Raw genomic sequence first — 14,632 nt, 5'->3', positions numbered from 1 at the left:
ACCCGACGTTTGCCGGGTTGCTGCGATCGGGCGGTTATTTCGCGCCTTGGCTGGCCACTGCCGCCGCACCGGCCGCCGCGGCTTCTGGATCGAGGTAGCTGCCACCGCGAACCAGCGGCCGCATATCGGCGTCCAGGTCGTAGCGCAGCGGAATGCCGGTCGGGATGTTCAGCCCGACGACGTCGTCCTCGGACATGTCGTCGAGGTATTTCACCAGGGCGCGCAGCGAGTTGCCGTGCGCGGCGATCAGTACCGTCTTGCCAACCCGCAGGTCAGGGATGATGACGTCGGTGAAGTACGGCAGGAAACGGGCCACCACGTCGGCCAGGCATTCGGTTAGCGGCCCGCCGCCGACGTCGACGTAGCGGGGGTCGGCGTCCTGGCTGTACTGGCTGCCTTTTTCGATCGGCGGCGGCGGGGTGTCGTAGCTGCGCCGCCAGGTCATGAACTGCTCGTCGCCGTAACGCGCTTTGGTCTGGGACTTGTCCAGCCCCTGCAACGCGCCGTAATGCCGCTCGTTGAGCCGCCAGCTGCGCCGCACCGGGATCCACAGCCGGTCGGCGGTGTCGAGTGCCAGGTGTGCGGTGGTGATCGCCCGTCGCAGCAGCGAGGTGTACAAGACGTCGGGCAGCAGGCCGTGCTCGGACAGCAACTCGCCGCCGCGGACCGCCTCGCGGCGGCCCTTTTCCGTCAGGTCGACGTCGACCCAGCCGGTGAACTGATTGCTTGCGTTCCATTCGCTCTCGCCGTGGCGGAGCAGCACCAGCGTGGCCGTGTCACCCATGGGAGAAAGTCTCTCACCCCCCTCCGATGGGCTCCCGGGGGATCGGCGCTCGGTGAGGTGAGTCACACGCCGTCGATCATCGTTTGGAACTGATATAAAGTTATGCCGTAATCGAGTATCACAGCGTTGTGAGGAGGATCCGATGAGCGAGAAGACGACCTGCGTGATCGTCGGCGGCGGTCCCGCCGGAATGATCGCGGGGCTGCTGCTGGCCCGAGGCGGCGTGGACGTCACCGTGCTGGAGAAGCATGCGGATTTTCTTCGGGACTTCCGGGGCGACACCGTGCATCCCTCCACGCTGCGGCTGCTCGACGAGCTCGGCCTCTTCGAGCAGTTCGATGCGCTGCCACACACCAAACTCAGCGGGTGGGGCCTGGACTTGCCCGACGGCCGCAAGGCGCCGGTGATCGACTTCACCCGGTTGCGGCTACCGCACCGCTACATCGCGATGGTCCCGCAGTGGGACCTGCTCGACCTGCTCGCCGAGGCGGCCCGCAACGAGCCGTCGTTCACCCTGCGGATGAGCCACGACGTCACCGGGCTGATCTACGAGCGGGGCCGCGTGGCCGGCGTGCGTTACGACAGCCCGGACGGGCCCGGGCAACTGCGCGCCGACCTCACCATCGCCTGCGACGGGCGCTGGTCGCTGTGCCGCCGCGAAGGTGGGCTTATTCCGCGTGAGTACCCGGTCAGCGCCGACATCTGGTGGTTCCGGCTGCCCAAGGCGGAAGGGGTCGGCGATACGCTGCTGCCTCGATTCAAGGACGGCCAGTTCCTTGGGGTCATTCCGCGCGAGAACTACCTGCAGACCGCCTACTTCCTGCGCAAAGGCGCCGACGCTCGACTGCGGGCCCGTGGGATCGAGGCGCTGCGCGCGGACATCGTCAACGCGATTCCCGAGCTGGCTGAGGCTGTCAACAGCCTCGCGATGGACGACGTCAAGCTGCTCGACATCCGGCTCAACCGGCTGCGCCGCTGGTACACCAACGGCCTGCTGTGCATCGGCGATGCCGCACACGCGATGTCCCCTGCCGGCGGCGTCGGCATCAACATGGCCGTCCAGGACGCCGTGGCTGCGGCCAGGCTGCTCGCGGCCCCGCTTCGCGAACACCGCGTCACCGCGCAGGACCTGGCCGCCGTGCAGCGCCGCCGCGAATTCCCCACGGCGGTCACCCAGACGGGTCAACGATTCCTGCACGCCGCGATGCTGCGCGCGATGAACGCCGGCACGACGCCGGCACCGACCCGAGCGCTGCGCATCCTGGCTCGCTTCCCGCAACTGGCGGCGATTCCGGCGTACCTGATGGGCGTCGGCGTCCGGCCCGAGCACGCTCCGCAGTTCGCCCGTCGTGCACCGCAACCGGTTTCGGCGGCGACGGACCGATGACGACGCCCGCGATCCACGACGTGCCGCCCGAGGTGATCGCGGCGGCGCTGCGGGCCGCCGAGACCCTCGGTCGCGACGTGGCCGACGTGCCACTGGTCGCGATCGCCCGCGAGGCCGGGATGTCGCGCAGCACCCTCCTGCGGCGGCTCGACGGTTCCCGACAGCCGCTGGACGACGCGGTGCGTGCCGCCGGGGTCGAACCCGGCGGCCGGCCGCCGGTGCGTGAACGTGCGGTGGAGGCGACGGCCACCCTGATCAGCGACCGCGGCCTGGCTGCAGTGACACTGGAAGCTGTTGCCGTGCAAACGGATTGCTCAGTACACAGCCTGTACGCAGTGTTCGGCGGCCGGGACGAGTTGCTGCGCAAGGTGTTTGACCGCTACGGCCCGATTCTCGACCTCGACGAGGTGGTCGCCGAACCGGATGCCGAACTGAGCGACACGGTGCACCGGATCTACCGGTTGCTGGCCAAGACATTCAGTCGCGAGCCACGGGTGGCACCCGCGATGCTGGCCGAGGGGCTGGCCCGGCCGACCGGGCCGACGGCGCAAGCGATTCTGCAGTACTACGTGCCGCGCATGCTCGCCGGCGTAGGTCAGTGGCTGGCGGGCGAGATTGCTGCCGGTCGTATTCGAGATCTGCCGTTGCCGTTGCTCATTCAGCAGATGCTCGCGCCGATGGCCTTCCACACCATGGCCCGGCCGGCCGCAGACGGTATCCCCGAAGTCGAGCTGCCAGACCTGGATCAGGCCTGCACGGTGTTCGCCGACGCCTTCTTGCGCGCCGTCGCCGTCTAACCTTCGTCGTCGTCTTCGAGCCTTATGCTCGACTTCTCCTCATCGCGCTTCGCGCTCTGCATCGTCGTCTTCGAGCCTTATGCTCGACTCCTCCTCATCGCGCTTCGCGCTCTGCATCGTCGTCTTCGAGCCTTATGCTCGACTCCTCCTCATCGCGCTTCGCGCTCTGCATCGTCGTCTTCGATCAGATGCGCGAAGGCCTCGAGGTTCTTCAGCGACTCCCCGCGGGACACCCGCCACTCCCACTCTTTCTGGATCGACGACCGAAAACCCAACTCCAGCAACGTGTTGAAGTCGGTGTCGACCGCCTCGAGCACCTGTCCGAGCACGCGGTCGATCTCTGCGGCATCCACGGACGCCAGCGCCATCCGGCCGACGAGATAAATGTCGCCGATGTTGTCCAGCGTGTAGGCGACGCCGTAGAGGCGGCGATTGCGCTTGAGCAGGAAACGGTAGACGCCCTCGTGGTTTTCGTCGGGCTTGCGGCAGACGAACGCCTCGATGCGCACCGAATGCTCACCGATGCTGAGGATGGTGTTGGTCTTGAGCTTGCGCTCGCCCGGCAGCTCGACGATCAGGCCGGGCAGACCGCCATGCGAGCCTTCGTGCCGCGAGTAGGTCAGCTCGTTGGCGTCCAGAGTGTCTTCGATCAGCCGCTGGACGTGTGGGATCGGCCGGTCACCGTTCGGGTGGCTCACGCCCACGCCTTCCTGCGCGACGACCGCCGGGCAGCGCGGCGGGTCGAGGGCAGACCGCGGACCGAACGGCGGGCGGTGAAGTCGCCGATCGCCCGCCGGTAGCTGGCCAGCAGCGCATCGACGGTGTGATCCCAGGAGAACCGCGACGCGTGCTCGACGGCGGCGCGGCCCATGGTCTCGTCGTCCCGCTCGAGCAACTCGTCGATAGCTTGCGCCCACCGGTCGACGTCATGACCCGGCACCAGGGTGCCGGTCACCCCGTCGCGCACCGCCACCGGCAGGCCGCCGACGGCGGCGGCGGCAACCGGCGTCCCGCACGCTTGCGCCTCGATGGCGACCAGGCCGAACGATTCCGAATAGCTCGGCACCGCGACCAGGTCGGCGGCCTGGAAGACGGTGGCCAGGTTGTCCCGCGACTGCGGGGGTAAGAAGGTCACCCGGTCAGAGATACCCATATCGCGGGCGAGCCGAACAAGGCCGTCGGGCGTGGCCAGCCCGCTGCCGGAGGGACCGCCGACGACCACGATGTGCGCCCGCGGCAGTTTGGCCGCCGCGCGCAGCAGGACTTCGGGGCCCTTGAGCGGCTGAATCCGACCGACGAAGGCCACCACGTCCCCGTCGATCGGCAGGCCGAGCCTGGCCCGCGCGGCGCGCTGATCACCGGGCCGGAACACGTCCAAGTCGACGCCGGGGTGGACGATGTCGATCCGGGCCGGGTCGGCGTTATGCAACGAAACCAGTTGTCGCGCTTCGTCATCGGTGTTGGCGATCAACCGGTCGGCTTCGTCGACCACCTGCTGTTCGCCCACGGTACGCAGCGGCGGCTCGGGTATGTCACCGTCGGCCAGGGCGGCGTTCTTCACCGCCGCCAGCGTGTGCGCGGTGTGCACCAGCGGCACCGACCAACGGTCGCGGGCCAGCCAGCCGACCTGACCGGACAGCCAGTAGTGCGAGTGCACGATGTCGTAGTAGCCAGGTTCGTGGGCGGCCTCGGCCCGCAGGACTCCAGCGGCGAACGAGCACAGCTGGGTCGGCAGGTCGTACTTGTCGAGCCCTTCGAACGGCCCGGCCACCACGTTGCGCACCAGCACACCCGGCGCCACCCGCGCGACGGGCGGATCGGCGGACGCGGTGGCCCGGGTGAAGATCTCCACCTCGACACCGCGACGGGCCAAATGCAGCGCGCTTTGCAGCACGTAGACATTCATCCCGCCGGCGTCACCGACACCGGGCTGAGCCAGCGGCGACGTGTGCACGGCCAGCACCGCGACGCGACGCGGATTGGTCAGATCAGAGGGGCCCACACGATCATCTTTACAGGGCCACCGCAAGCCGCCAGAAGGCGCAGGTCAGGCGGACGACTCCGAGGCAACCTCGAACGCGGGCGCAGGCGGCTGAGCGCGGCGCATGGCACCGAGCGGGTCGGCGTACAACCCGGCCAGCGACACGATGCCCGCCCCGGCTTCCTGGACCCGGTTGCCGAACGCGGTCATGCGGATGTCGCGCGGCGGCAGCACCGAGCGAGCCTTGTAGGCGGCCTCGACGTGCTCCATCGCCTCGGGGTATTCGGTGAACGCCTGCCCGCCGACCACCAGGTCGTCGGGGTTGAGCAGGTCACGCAGCAGCGCGACCGATTCACCGAGGACCCTGGCCCGCTCGGCCAGCAAGTCCTTGGCCTGCTCATTGCCGCTGCGGGCTGCGCGCAGCAGCTCGGTGACGGCGACACCCGCCCCACCGGTGCGGGCCGGCAGGATGCGCAGCCGACGAGCCGCGGTCAGCACGGCCTCGTCGCTCACGGTGGATTCCAGCAGCCCGGTACCGCCGAGCAGCTCGGACTGTGCGGGCAGGTTGGTGATGGTGCCCGGTCCGCTGGCCGGGCTGTGCACCCGACCGCCGATCATCAGCGCGTAGCCGACGGTCTCGCGGGCGTAGACGTACAAGCTGGTCGACGAGTTCGGCCCGAACCGGCGCATGCCGAGCAGCAATTCGGCGGCGGCCATCGAGTCGACGTGTGACGCCACCGACACCGGCAGTTCCAGCGCCTCGGCGATGACCGGGCCGACCGGCGCGTCGCGCCAGCCCAGCCGGGCGTGCTCGACGTGCCCGCTGGCCGCGTCGACCGAGCCACCGATCGCGACGCCGACCCACAGCGCACGACGTCGGTGCCAGCGCCGCAGATACCGCTGGGCACCGTCGGCCAAAGCGGCCAGCGCGGGGCCTTGGGCGCTGCGCGGGGTCGGGGTCTCGACCGCGTCCAGGGTGCGGCCGAGCAGGTCGGTCGCGACGATGCTGGTGGTTCGCGCGCCGATGTGGATGCCCAGCGTCAGGAACGGTTCGTGGTTGACCTCGACCGGCACCCGGGGGCGCCCGATTGCACCGGAGACGGCCAGATCAGCACGTTCCCGCAGGATGCCGGCGTCCAGCAGCGCGATGACCTGGCGGTTTACCGTCGCAATCGACAGCGAGGTGACTTGAGCGATGACGTCGCGGCCGATCGGGCCGCGCAGCCGCACCGCCCGGAATACCGACGAGGCGGCGGCGTCGGAGAGTTGCAGTGATGGCGCCACGACCCGGTGTCGTCCGGGCGATCGCCGGCGGTTGGGAGCGAGGTGGCTATGGGTGGTGAAAGTGGTTGAGCGCATTGCGTGTCCTTGTCCGAGTTCCGATGGCGGTCTGAGCCGCACACCGTCGCGAGCGCTGGGCGCTCGATCAGGCGCGGCTGGTTGCGCGGCAACAACACGCGCAGTCCGCGTGACAACACGCAGACAGACAGCCGAACAAGGTGTAGGTGAACACACGAGGAATTTAGCACGGTTATTAGAGTTGGGCAGATGAGTTCCGCGAAGCGCGTTGCGGTGGTCACCGGCGCCAGCGCCGGCATCGGCGAGGCAACCGCGAGAGCCCTTGCCGCACAAGGTTTTCATGTGGTGGCCGTGGCGCGGCGGGCGGACAGGATCAACGCACTGGCCGCCGACATCGGCGGGACGGCGGTCGTGGCCGACGTCACGGACGGCTCGGCGGTCGACGAACTGGCGAGTCGACTGGGCCGGGTCGACGTGCTGGTCAACAATGCCGGCGGCGCCAAGGGCCTGGCGCCGGTCGCCGACGCCGACCTGGAGCACTGGCGGTGGATGTGGGAGACCAACGTGCTGGGCACGCTGCGGGTCACCCGCGCGCTGTTGCCGAAGCTGATCGACTCCGGCGACGGCCTGATCGTCACCGTTACGTCGATCGCGGCACTGGAGACCTACGACAACGGCGCCGGCTACACCTCAGCGAAGCACGCGCAAGGGGCGCTACACCGGACGCTACGCGGTGAACTACTCGGAAAACCGGTGCGGCTCACCGAGATTGCGCCCGGGGCGGTCGAGACCGAGTTCTCGCTGGTGCGCTTCGACGGCGACAAAGAGCGCGCCGACGCGGTCTACCAGGGCATCACGCCGTTGACGGCGCAAGACGTCGCCGAGGTGATCGGCTTCGTGGCGTCGCGGCCGTCGCACGTCGATCTCGACCAGATCGTCATCCGGCCGCGCGATCAGGCGCCGGGGAGTCGGTTCAACCGCCGGGCCCCGCAGGACTAGGCGTCGTGGTCGGCGTGCCCGACAGCGTCGGGGCATCGCGTGGCGTGGCCGGGGCGCTGCGCGGGATCGACACCGGCGACGGCTTGGCGCCCGAGGACGGCGGCAGCGCCGACATCCCGACCCAGGTGTCCCAGGGCACGGCCCAGTCCCAGATGTCGCCGTCGGAGTAGGACAACTCGATCGTGCTGCCGGTGACCTCGACCGGGTCGCCGTAGATCGCGCTGCCGAAGTACTGCTCGGCGTCGGATGTGGACAGGTTGATGCAGCCGTTGGTGACGTTGGTGTTGCCCTGCGCGCTCGCACTGTTGGGGTTGGCGTGGATGAACTCGCCGTTGTTGGAGATCCGCACCGCCCAGCGTTCGTGGATGTGGTTGTAGCCCGCGGCCGGGTTGGACATATAGAAGTCCGAGTACTTCTCGCTGACCACGTGAATGCCGTTGCGGGTGACGTTGCGCGGCTTGTCGGCCTCGCCGTAGCTGCACGGGAAGTCCATGATGACGCCCTCGTCGCGGACCACCTGGATGCGGTGCGACGAGACCTCGGCCTTGACGACCTGGCGGCGCCCGATGTTGAAGTTCAGGCTGAAGTCCTGCTTGCCGTACGCGCCGTCGCCGAAGGCCAGCCCGTACAACTTGGCGTCGACGTTGACCTTGGTGCCGGCCGGGTAGTACTCGCGGGTGCGCCAGTGCACCCGGGCGCCCTGCGCCTCGTCGGGCAGCCACGCCCAACTGCCCTCGACGGGCGGCTCGGTGGTCACCTTCAGCGCACGCTCGACGGCGGCCTTGTCGGAGATCGGCGCGTCGAACTGGATGATGATCGGCGCCGCGACGCCGACGGTCTGGCCGTCGTTGAGCTGAAACCCGCCGTCGATGACTTTCGTCGGTGCGATCGTGGACAGCTTGCCCGCCACCGGGACGGACTTGCCGTCGTGCCCTACCGCCGACCCGGTCCAGGTGTAGGTCACGTCGTAGCCGAGCGGCTCGCTGACGGTGTAGATGGTGCGGTCGCGGTTGAGCGAACCGGCGACGACCTTGCCGTCCGGATTGCTCAATGCGACGTGCTGAAACCAGCCGTCGCGGACCTCGACGCTGACCGGCGTCGTCGGCTGCACGTCGGTCGCCTTGTCGGCGGGCCGGAAGGTGATTGCGGCCGCAGCCGGCGGCTTGGCCTTCTCGGCCTGCTTAGCTGCTTCCCCGAAGCACGCGGCCAACACGTTGGGCGCGAACACGCCGACCGCCAGGGTCGTCAGGGCCCGGCGTCGGTTGACCGGCGACAAGCCGCGTGCTGCGTTCACGAGAGTCCAAGATACCGGCGGGAATGCCGCTCTTCGTCCCCGAGCGCGTCACAGCGAGCAGCCGACCAGCACCGGCTCGGGTACAAGTGTGACGCCAAACACATCGCGGACGCCGTCGCGCACCGTGCGGGCCAACGCCAGCACATCGTCGGCGCTGGCTTCGCCGCGGTTGGTGAGCGCCAGTGCGTGTTTGGTGGACAGCCGGCAGCGCGCGGCACCGTCATCCGGATAGCCCTTGCCGAACCCGGCCCGCTCCACCAGCCACGCCGCGGCCAGCTTGACACCGCCGGGGGCCGGATAGTTCGGCACCGCATGGCGTGCACCGTCAGCGATCGACTGGTAAATATGTTGTGTGACAACAGGATTGGTGAAGAACGATCCCACGCTCCAGGTGTCGTGGTCGGCTGGGTCGAGCACCATGCCTTTGCGAGCCCGCAGCGTGAGGACCGCCGCCCGGACCGCTGCGGGATCGGTGCGTTGCCCGGCCGCGACGTCCAGCGCCGTCACAAGTTCGCCGTAGCGCAGCGGCGCGCTGCGGCCCGAAGCGTCCAGCGCGAACTCCACTTCCAGCACGGTCGCGGCGTCGGAGTGCTTGAGCACGCTGGTGCGATACCCGAATTCCAGCTCGTCGGCCGTCGCCCAGCGCTCCTCGCCGCTGCGCCGGTCCAGCAGCCGAACCCGGGTAATGGTGTCGGCCACCTCGGCGCCGTAGGCCCCCACGTTCTGCACCGGGGTGGCGCCCACCGAGCCGGGAATACCGGACAGGCACTCCAGTCCACCCAAGCCGGCGTCGATCGCGGCGACGACCACGTCATCCCACACCGCGCCGGCCTCGGCGCGAACGACATTGCCGTTGACGCGAATGGTGTTGGCGGCCAACCGGATAACGGTCAGATCGGTCAGCGTGTCGGCGATCACCACGTTCGACCCGCCGGCTAATACCAGCAGCGGGCCGTTTCCCTTGGCGGCGTCGAGGTAACGCAGCGCTACGACGACCTGCTCGGTGCTGGTGCAGGTGATTACCCGCGACGCGACCGGTCCGACGCGCAGGGTGGTCAGCGGCGCCAGCGGCACGCCCTCGTCCACACGCGCACCGGCGAAAAGCGTTCCGACATCACCCGCTTTCATGAGTCTTGACGGTAGCCTGACCTGCTATGCCGCGTTCGTTCGACATGTCCACCGATTACGGCGTGAGCGTCGACGAGGTTCTTGCGGCCTTCAGCGAAGAGCAGTATTGGCTCGCCCGGCTGGCCGATTCGGGCGCCGACGACACGGTCCTGGATTCGATGGAGATCGGCGGCCCCGCCGGCGACGACGGCAGCATCGACGTGATCACCACCCAGGTGCTGCGCCGGGATCGGTTGCCCGGTGTGGTCACTCAGTTCCATCGCGGCGATCTGCGTATCCGCCGCGAAGAGCGTTGGGCACCAGTCATCGACGGCGCGGCTACCGCAACGGTCACCGGCTCGATCCTGGATGCGCCGGCGTTGTTGACCGGCACCGCAATGCTGGAGCCGCTGAACGACTGCGGCGGCGCGCGGTTAACGCTCCGGGCCACCGTCGAGGTGAAGGTCCCGCTGGTCGGCGGCAAACTGGAGAACTTCATCGGCAGCCAACTCGTCGACTTGCTGATCGCCGAGCAGCGGTTCACCACGACGTGGATCGGCCGAACCGCCTGAGGTCAGGCGCGACCTTCGGCGGCGTCCACCGCGCCGTTGAGAAGCTCGCCGATCACCCGCTTGAGCACCGGCGACAGCAACCAGTCGAGGCCGGGGATCTTGGGTGTCGACCGCAGATGCCAGCTGACCTCGGTGCCGGTGCCTGCTTCCTTCAGCGAGACCGTGCCGACGTGGTCGCGCACCGGGGCGCCGGCGACCAGTTTGTAGGCGTAGCGGGTCGGTCGCTGGTAGTCGATGATCTCTTCGACGATCGCGGGTCCGAGTGCTTCGATGCGCCTGACGGCGCCGATGCCGTTGGGCGGCGGCGTTCCCTCCCGGTCGAGGGTGCTGCGACGTACCAGCCGGACATAGCTTGCGATCCCGCGGTGATTGGTGAGGGCGTCGAACACGGCCTCGATCGGCGCCGGCGTGGTCCGCGTGAGAGTGAACTCGGTCATCGTCGAATTCTGGCATCCGCGGCGACCCGCCCGATCCGCCGGGCGTTCGGATTCATAGCGCAGGCACGTCAAAACCGGCGGGGATGATGTCCAGCGGGTTGAGGGGGATGGCGGCGTCGAGGGACGGGATCGTGAAAGTGATCAGCGGCCCGAACGCCGTCATCAGGGTGTCGGTGACGGTCCCGCTCGGGGTGCCCTCGTAGATGTTTTCGATACCACCGCCCAGGTTGAAGACGTCGAAGATCGTTCCGTTTGCCGGCGCATCCGTACAGAGAACGATCGCACAGCCGGTGACAGTGAACGACGCGTTGCTGAACGACAGCACGTCCAAGACCGACATGCTGGTTGTCAGTTCCCCTTCTAAGTGGGCGCTGGCACCCGTGCCGCTGTAGTAGAAGAAGTCTTGCGGCGCGAGACTGATGCCCTCAGCCGAGCCGCCGAAGGCGGCGACCCACGGCGCTGCGCCCAGCGTTTGAGCGATGTTGTTATAGCCCTCGGTGAGTAAAGACGTCTCGGGGTAGAACGTAATTTGGTTGATGGTGAAAGCGTCCGTAGCGGGGGCGCCTAGCAGGGGCGGCGGAATGCTGGCGTCCTGGGGCTGCTCCGCGGCCAGCGAGGCAAACACACTGGCCGGGTTGATCTCCGCGGTGCCGGCTGAGTCGAGGTTGAACGGGGCGGCTTCGGTGAAGCTGCCAGTCGTCGTCACCGTGGTGTCGGTGGCGGATGTTGTCGGCGTTGTGAGGTAGACCTCGGCCTTCCCGGCGTTGTGAAACGGGGCCAGGTTGGTGACGCTGAATACCGTTCCCACTGCCGGCAGGTTCGCGTCGGTAAACCCGAGTTGCGGGAGTGCGGCGGTGACCACTTCCTCCGTGCTGGTAACGCCCACCGCATTGACCACGAACTCGTCGGCCTGGATGCTGCCGACGTCGGTGCCGGCGGCGTTGTAGACATTGAAACCCTGGGTATCAACAGATATGCCGATGAAGTCGGCGCCGCCGGCGGCGAAGAACGGCGGAAAGCCTGCGAGGGGGGTCACCGCGTTGTACGTGTCCGGGGCGAGGAGAGTGCTGACGGGGTCGAGTGTGTAGTCGAAGCCAGGCACGTTGATCGTGAAGGCGTCTGGGCCGATGCTGGCATCGGCCGCTGTCGCCAGACTGCTGAAGGCGGCGCCCGGCTGCAGATCCGCGGCGTAGTTCGTCGTCAACAACGACGACAGGTTGATTGTGCCGAGGCCTAGCGGCAGCCGAATGGGGTCGGCCAGGTTGTACTGGCCGCTCGGCTCCACCAGGTAGTCGGCGATGTTGCCGCTCGGGGTGGCCTCGTAGACATTCTCGAAGGCGTTTGAACCGCCGGGCCCCACGCCGAGACCTTTGAAGATGTCGTACACCGTTCCCACTGCCGGCAGGTTCGCAGTGCTTCCCAACAACACAGGGGTTGAGCTGGTGACGGTGAACTCGTAGCTGTCTTGGCCAAGGACCTGCAATATGGTCCCGGCGGTGCCGATGGTCCCGACTTCTTGGCCGCTGGCGTTGAACACCTCGAAGTTCTGAGGGGCGAGGCCAATTCCGTCCAGATTTCCGCCGGCGATATTAAACACAGGCGGACCAGGGAAGACCGGGGCGGGGAATGTGGCCCAGCCCTCTTGGGGCAGGAGGAGGGGGGTCGTGTAGGGATCAAAGGTGTACGGGCCGAGGGTGAACGCGTCGACGCCGGTGTCGCTCGGACCGGAGAGCAGCTGCGCGGAGGCGGTCACCGGGCGTGCGTGGGCGGACTCATCGGCTTGGCCGGCGCCGATCCCGATCACAGCGGCGGTGGCCAGGGTCGCACCAGCTAACCCTGCAACGTCCCCGCGCTGGAGCTGTCGACGAGCGGCACGGTGTCTGGGCATAAGGACAATCCCAAGCTTCCCTCTACGTCCGACTAATGCCCCGTTAGCCGTCTATTAGATGCGTGTAGAAGACCATACAGTCTGTCGAGCCATCCCTAAAGAGATTCGGCGATAACCCCTGCGCCCGGCTTCGCCCCGCTGGCGATCGCCCTAGTCCGTCGGGGGCGACCCGCTGCGCCCGGCTTCGCCGCGCTGGCGATCGCCCTAGTCCGTCGGGGGCGACCCGCTGCGCCCGGCTTCGCCGCGCTGGCGATCGCCCCTAGTCCGTCGGGGGCGACCCGCTGCGCCCGGCTTCGCCGCGCTGGCGATCGCCCCTAGGCTGTTCTGCATGCGGATCGCGGTGGCGCAGATTCTCAGCGGCACTGACCCGGCCGCCAACCTGCAACTCGTGCGGGACTACTCAAGGCAGGCCGCCGACGCCGGCGCACAGCTGGTGGTGTTCCCGGAAGCCACCATGTGCCGGTTCGGTGTCCCACTGTCACCGATCGCCGAGCCGGTCGACGGGCCCTGGGCAGACGCCGTCCGCCGCATCGCGGCCGACGCCGGTGTCACCGTCATCGTCGGTATGTTCACTCCGGCGGACGGTGACCGGGTCTTCAACACGCTGCTGGTCGCGGCGCCGGATCAGGCCGACGCGCACTACGACAAGATCCACCTCTACGACGCCTTCGGGTTCACCGAGTCGCGGACTGTCGCGCCGGGGCACGAGCCGGTGGTGATCACCGTCGACGGTGTCGGGGTGGGGCTGAGCACCTGCTACGACATCCGCTTTCCGGAGCTGTTCACCACGCTGGCCCACCGCGGCGCCCAGCTCATCGTCGTCAGCGCGTCGTGGGCCGCGGGCCCCGGCAAGCTGGAGCAGTGGACGCTGCTGGCGCGTGCCCGCGCGCTGGATTGCACCAGCTACATCGTCGCGGCGGGGCAGGCCGATCCCGGCGAACCGCTGGCCTCCAGCGCGCCGACCGGGGTGGGCGGCAGCCTGGTGGTGTCGCCGTTCGGCAACGTGGTGGCCGCGGCCGGTGCCGACCCGCAGCTGCTGGTCGCCGACCTCGACCTCGAGCAGGTGACAAAGGCCCGCGAGACTATAGCGGTGCTACGCAACCACTCAGCGTCCGCTAATCCCGATAAGGCAGAATCGCCCAGGTGACGAATCCCCAGGGACCCCCACAACAGGACCCGTCGATGTGGGCTCGTCCGGGCGAAAACAGCCCGCCCACCCAGTCGACTTCTCAGTCCTATTCGCCGCCCGCGCGCGAATATCCGGCCACCGCGGAGTTCCCGGCCGGCTCGCCCCCGCCGCAGGACAGCACAGCTCCCGAGAAAACCAAGCGCCGCTTCCAATTTCGCCGCAGCGATCCGGTGTCGATCATCCTGGTGCTGGTCATCGTGGCCGCGTTGGGCATCGCCGCCCTGATCGGCGGCGAACTCTACGCCCGCAACCGCGCCAACAACGTCGTCGCCACCGCGACCCAGTGCGTCGTGCAAGACGGCGCCACCGCGTCGTTCGGTCCCAGCCCGTTCCTGCTGCAGCACCTCACCGGGCACTACAAGGACATCTCCATCCACACCGCAGGACACAACATCAAGAACGCCAAAGGCATGAAGGCCGACATCAACATCAACGACGTCGACCTGCACGGCAACGCCGACTCCAAGGGCACCATCGGCGAGCTGGACGCCAACATCACCTGGACGTCGGAGGGCATTCAGGAGACCATTCAGGATTCCCTGCCGTTCATCGGCGGCCTGGTCAACAGCGTCAGCACCAACCCCGGCGCCGGCACCATCGAGCTCAGCGGCGCGATGGGCCTGGGCGGGGTCACCGTCAAACCCCAGGTCGCCGACGGCGCGCTGACGCTGCAGGTATACAAAGTCACTGCGCTGGGCGCCATCATCCCCCACGAGACGGCGCAGACCGCTTTGAACACCTTCACCGCGGCATTGCTCAAGCAGTATCCGCTGGGCATTCGCGCGGACAGCGTGCAAGTCACCGATTCCGGTGTGATAGCTCACTTTTCGACGCACAACGCGTCGATCCCGCCCGGCGGGCAGGACCCCTGCTTCGCCCACGTCTAAGGTCATTCATT

The 14,632-nt window shown here is 68.1% G+C and carries 13 protein-coding genes and 1 pseudogene; 6 read left to right on the top strand and 8 right to left on the bottom strand.

What is annotated here, in order from left to right; translation table 11 throughout:
* Positions 1–34 precede the first annotated feature (34 nt).
* The gene (locus G6N27_RS19745) at positions 35–784 is read right to left on the bottom strand and encodes a phosphoglyceromutase (RefSeq protein ID WP_163779336.1); all 750 of its coding nucleotides are present in this window, start codon (positions 782–784) and stop codon (positions 35–37) included.
* Between the two features lie 142 nt (positions 785–926).
* Between G6N27_RS19745 and G6N27_RS19740 the strand changes: the two genes are divergently transcribed.
* Positions 927–2,171: an FAD-dependent oxidoreductase gene (locus G6N27_RS19740; RefSeq protein WP_163779334.1), complete on the top strand. Its 1,245-nt coding sequence runs from the start codon at positions 927–929 to the stop codon at positions 2,169–2,171.
* A 20-nt stretch (positions 2,172–2,191) separates the two neighbouring features.
* Positions 2,192–2,968: a TetR/AcrR family transcriptional regulator gene (locus tag G6N27_RS19735; protein WP_163782059.1), complete on the top strand. Its 777-nt coding sequence runs from the start codon at positions 2,192–2,194 to the stop codon at positions 2,966–2,968.
* Between the two features lie 94 nt (positions 2,969–3,062).
* Here G6N27_RS19735 and G6N27_RS19730 read toward each other — a convergent pair.
* From G6N27_RS19730 to G6N27_RS19720, 3 genes and pseudogenes are all read right to left on the bottom strand, one after another.
* Positions 3,063–3,639: pseudogene (locus G6N27_RS19730) on the bottom strand (YbjN domain-containing protein).
* Between the two features lie 23 nt (positions 3,640–3,662).
* A complete protein-coding gene (gene mshA, locus G6N27_RS19725; protein WP_179963308.1) occupies positions 3,663–4,997 on the bottom strand; it encodes a D-inositol-3-phosphate glycosyltransferase in 1,335 nt (444 codons plus the stop codon).
* Positions 4,998–5,015: 18 nt separating this feature from the next.
* On the bottom strand, positions 5,016–6,308 hold the full coding sequence (locus tag G6N27_RS19720) for an ROK family protein (RefSeq protein WP_163779332.1): 1,293 nt from the start codon (positions 6,306–6,308) through the stop codon (positions 5,016–5,018).
* A 189-nt stretch (positions 6,309–6,497) separates the two neighbouring features.
* Here G6N27_RS19720 and G6N27_RS19715 point away from each other — a divergent pair, with 189 nt between their 5' ends.
* Positions 6,498–7,247 (top strand): SDR family oxidoreductase, encoded by a 750-nt coding sequence (locus G6N27_RS19715; protein ID WP_163779330.1) that lies wholly within the window; start codon positions 6,498–6,500, stop codon positions 7,245–7,247.
* Here G6N27_RS19715 and G6N27_RS19710 read toward each other — a convergent pair.
* Together G6N27_RS19710 and G6N27_RS19705 are read right to left on the bottom strand one after the other, a co-directional pair.
* Positions 7,222–8,541, bottom strand: coding sequence for a L,D-transpeptidase (locus G6N27_RS19710; RefSeq protein ID WP_163779328.1), 1,320 nt, complete (start codon positions 8,539–8,541; stop codon positions 7,222–7,224). The genes G6N27_RS19715 and G6N27_RS19710 overlap by 26 nt on opposite strands.
* A 48-nt stretch (positions 8,542–8,589) precedes the next feature.
* A complete protein-coding gene (locus tag G6N27_RS19705; protein ID WP_163779326.1) occupies positions 8,590–9,669 on the bottom strand; it encodes a UDP-N-acetylmuramate dehydrogenase in 1,080 nt (359 codons plus the stop codon).
* A 26-nt stretch (positions 9,670–9,695) separates the two neighbouring features.
* On the opposite strand from G6N27_RS19705, the gene G6N27_RS19700 reads away from it, so the two are divergent.
* Positions 9,696–10,220: a DUF2505 domain-containing protein gene (locus tag G6N27_RS19700; protein ID WP_163779324.1), complete on the top strand. Its 525-nt coding sequence runs from the start codon at positions 9,696–9,698 to the stop codon at positions 10,218–10,220.
* Between the two features lie 2 nt (positions 10,221–10,222).
* Here the strand turns inward: G6N27_RS19700 and G6N27_RS19695 are convergent, their stop codons facing one another.
* Entirely contained in the window at positions 10,223–10,657 is a 435-nt protein-coding gene (locus tag G6N27_RS19695; protein WP_163779322.1) for an SRPBCC family protein, read from the bottom strand.
* Positions 10,658–10,709: 52 nt separating this feature from the next.
* Complete coding sequence (locus tag G6N27_RS19690) at positions 10,710–12,410, bottom strand: hypothetical protein (RefSeq protein ID WP_163779320.1); 1,701 nt, start codon at positions 12,408–12,410, stop codon at positions 10,710–10,712.
* A 463-nt stretch (positions 12,411–12,873) separates the two neighbouring features.
* Between G6N27_RS19690 and G6N27_RS19680 the strand changes: the two genes are divergently transcribed.
* Together G6N27_RS19680 and G6N27_RS19675 are read left to right on the top strand one after the other, a co-directional pair.
* Positions 12,874–13,692 carry a carbon-nitrogen hydrolase family protein gene (locus G6N27_RS19680; RefSeq protein ID WP_163779318.1) on the top strand — a complete coding sequence of 273 codons (819 nt, stop codon included), beginning with the start codon at positions 12,874–12,876 and terminating at the stop codon, positions 13,690–13,692.
* On the top strand, positions 13,689–14,621 hold the full coding sequence (locus G6N27_RS19675; protein WP_179963307.1) for an LmeA family phospholipid-binding protein: 933 nt from the start codon (positions 13,689–13,691) through the stop codon (positions 14,619–14,621). Before G6N27_RS19680 ends, G6N27_RS19675 begins: the two co-directional genes overlap by 4 nt.
* The last annotated feature ends 11 nt before the right edge of the window (positions 14,622–14,632 follow it).

This window comes from Mycobacterium cookii (assembly GCF_010727945.1).
Classification (GTDB): Bacteria; Actinomycetota; Actinomycetes; order Mycobacteriales; family Mycobacteriaceae; genus Mycobacterium; species Mycobacterium cookii.
This window is presented reverse-complemented; position numbering and strand designations above follow the sequence as displayed.

Excerpts from the sequence above, each read along its gene's own strand:
- G6N27_RS19745 (WP_163779336.1), bottom strand. The coding sequence starts at position 784 with ATGGGTGACACGGCCACGCTGGTGCTGCTCCGCCACGGCGAGAGCGAA.
- G6N27_RS19740 (WP_163779334.1), top strand. The coding sequence starts at position 927 with ATGAGCGAGAAGACGACCTGCGTGATCGTCGGCGGCGGTCCCGCCGGA.
- G6N27_RS19720 (WP_163779332.1), bottom strand. The coding sequence starts at position 6,308 with ATGCGCTCAACCACTTTCACCACCCATAGCCACCTCGCTCCCAACCGC.
- G6N27_RS19715 (WP_163779330.1), top strand. The coding sequence starts at position 6,498 with ATGAGTTCCGCGAAGCGCGTTGCGGTGGTCACCGGCGCCAGCGCCGGC.
- G6N27_RS19705 (WP_163779326.1), bottom strand. The coding sequence starts at position 9,669 with ATGAAAGCGGGTGATGTCGGAACGCTTTTCGCCGGTGCGCGTGTGGAC.
- G6N27_RS19700 (WP_163779324.1), top strand. The coding sequence starts at position 9,696 with ATGCCGCGTTCGTTCGACATGTCCACCGATTACGGCGTGAGCGTCGAC.
- G6N27_RS19695 (WP_163779322.1), bottom strand. The coding sequence starts at position 10,657 with ATGACCGAGTTCACTCTCACGCGGACCACGCCGGCGCCGATCGAGGCC.
- G6N27_RS19680 (WP_163779318.1), top strand. The coding sequence starts at position 12,874 with ATGCGGATCGCGGTGGCGCAGATTCTCAGCGGCACTGACCCGGCCGCC.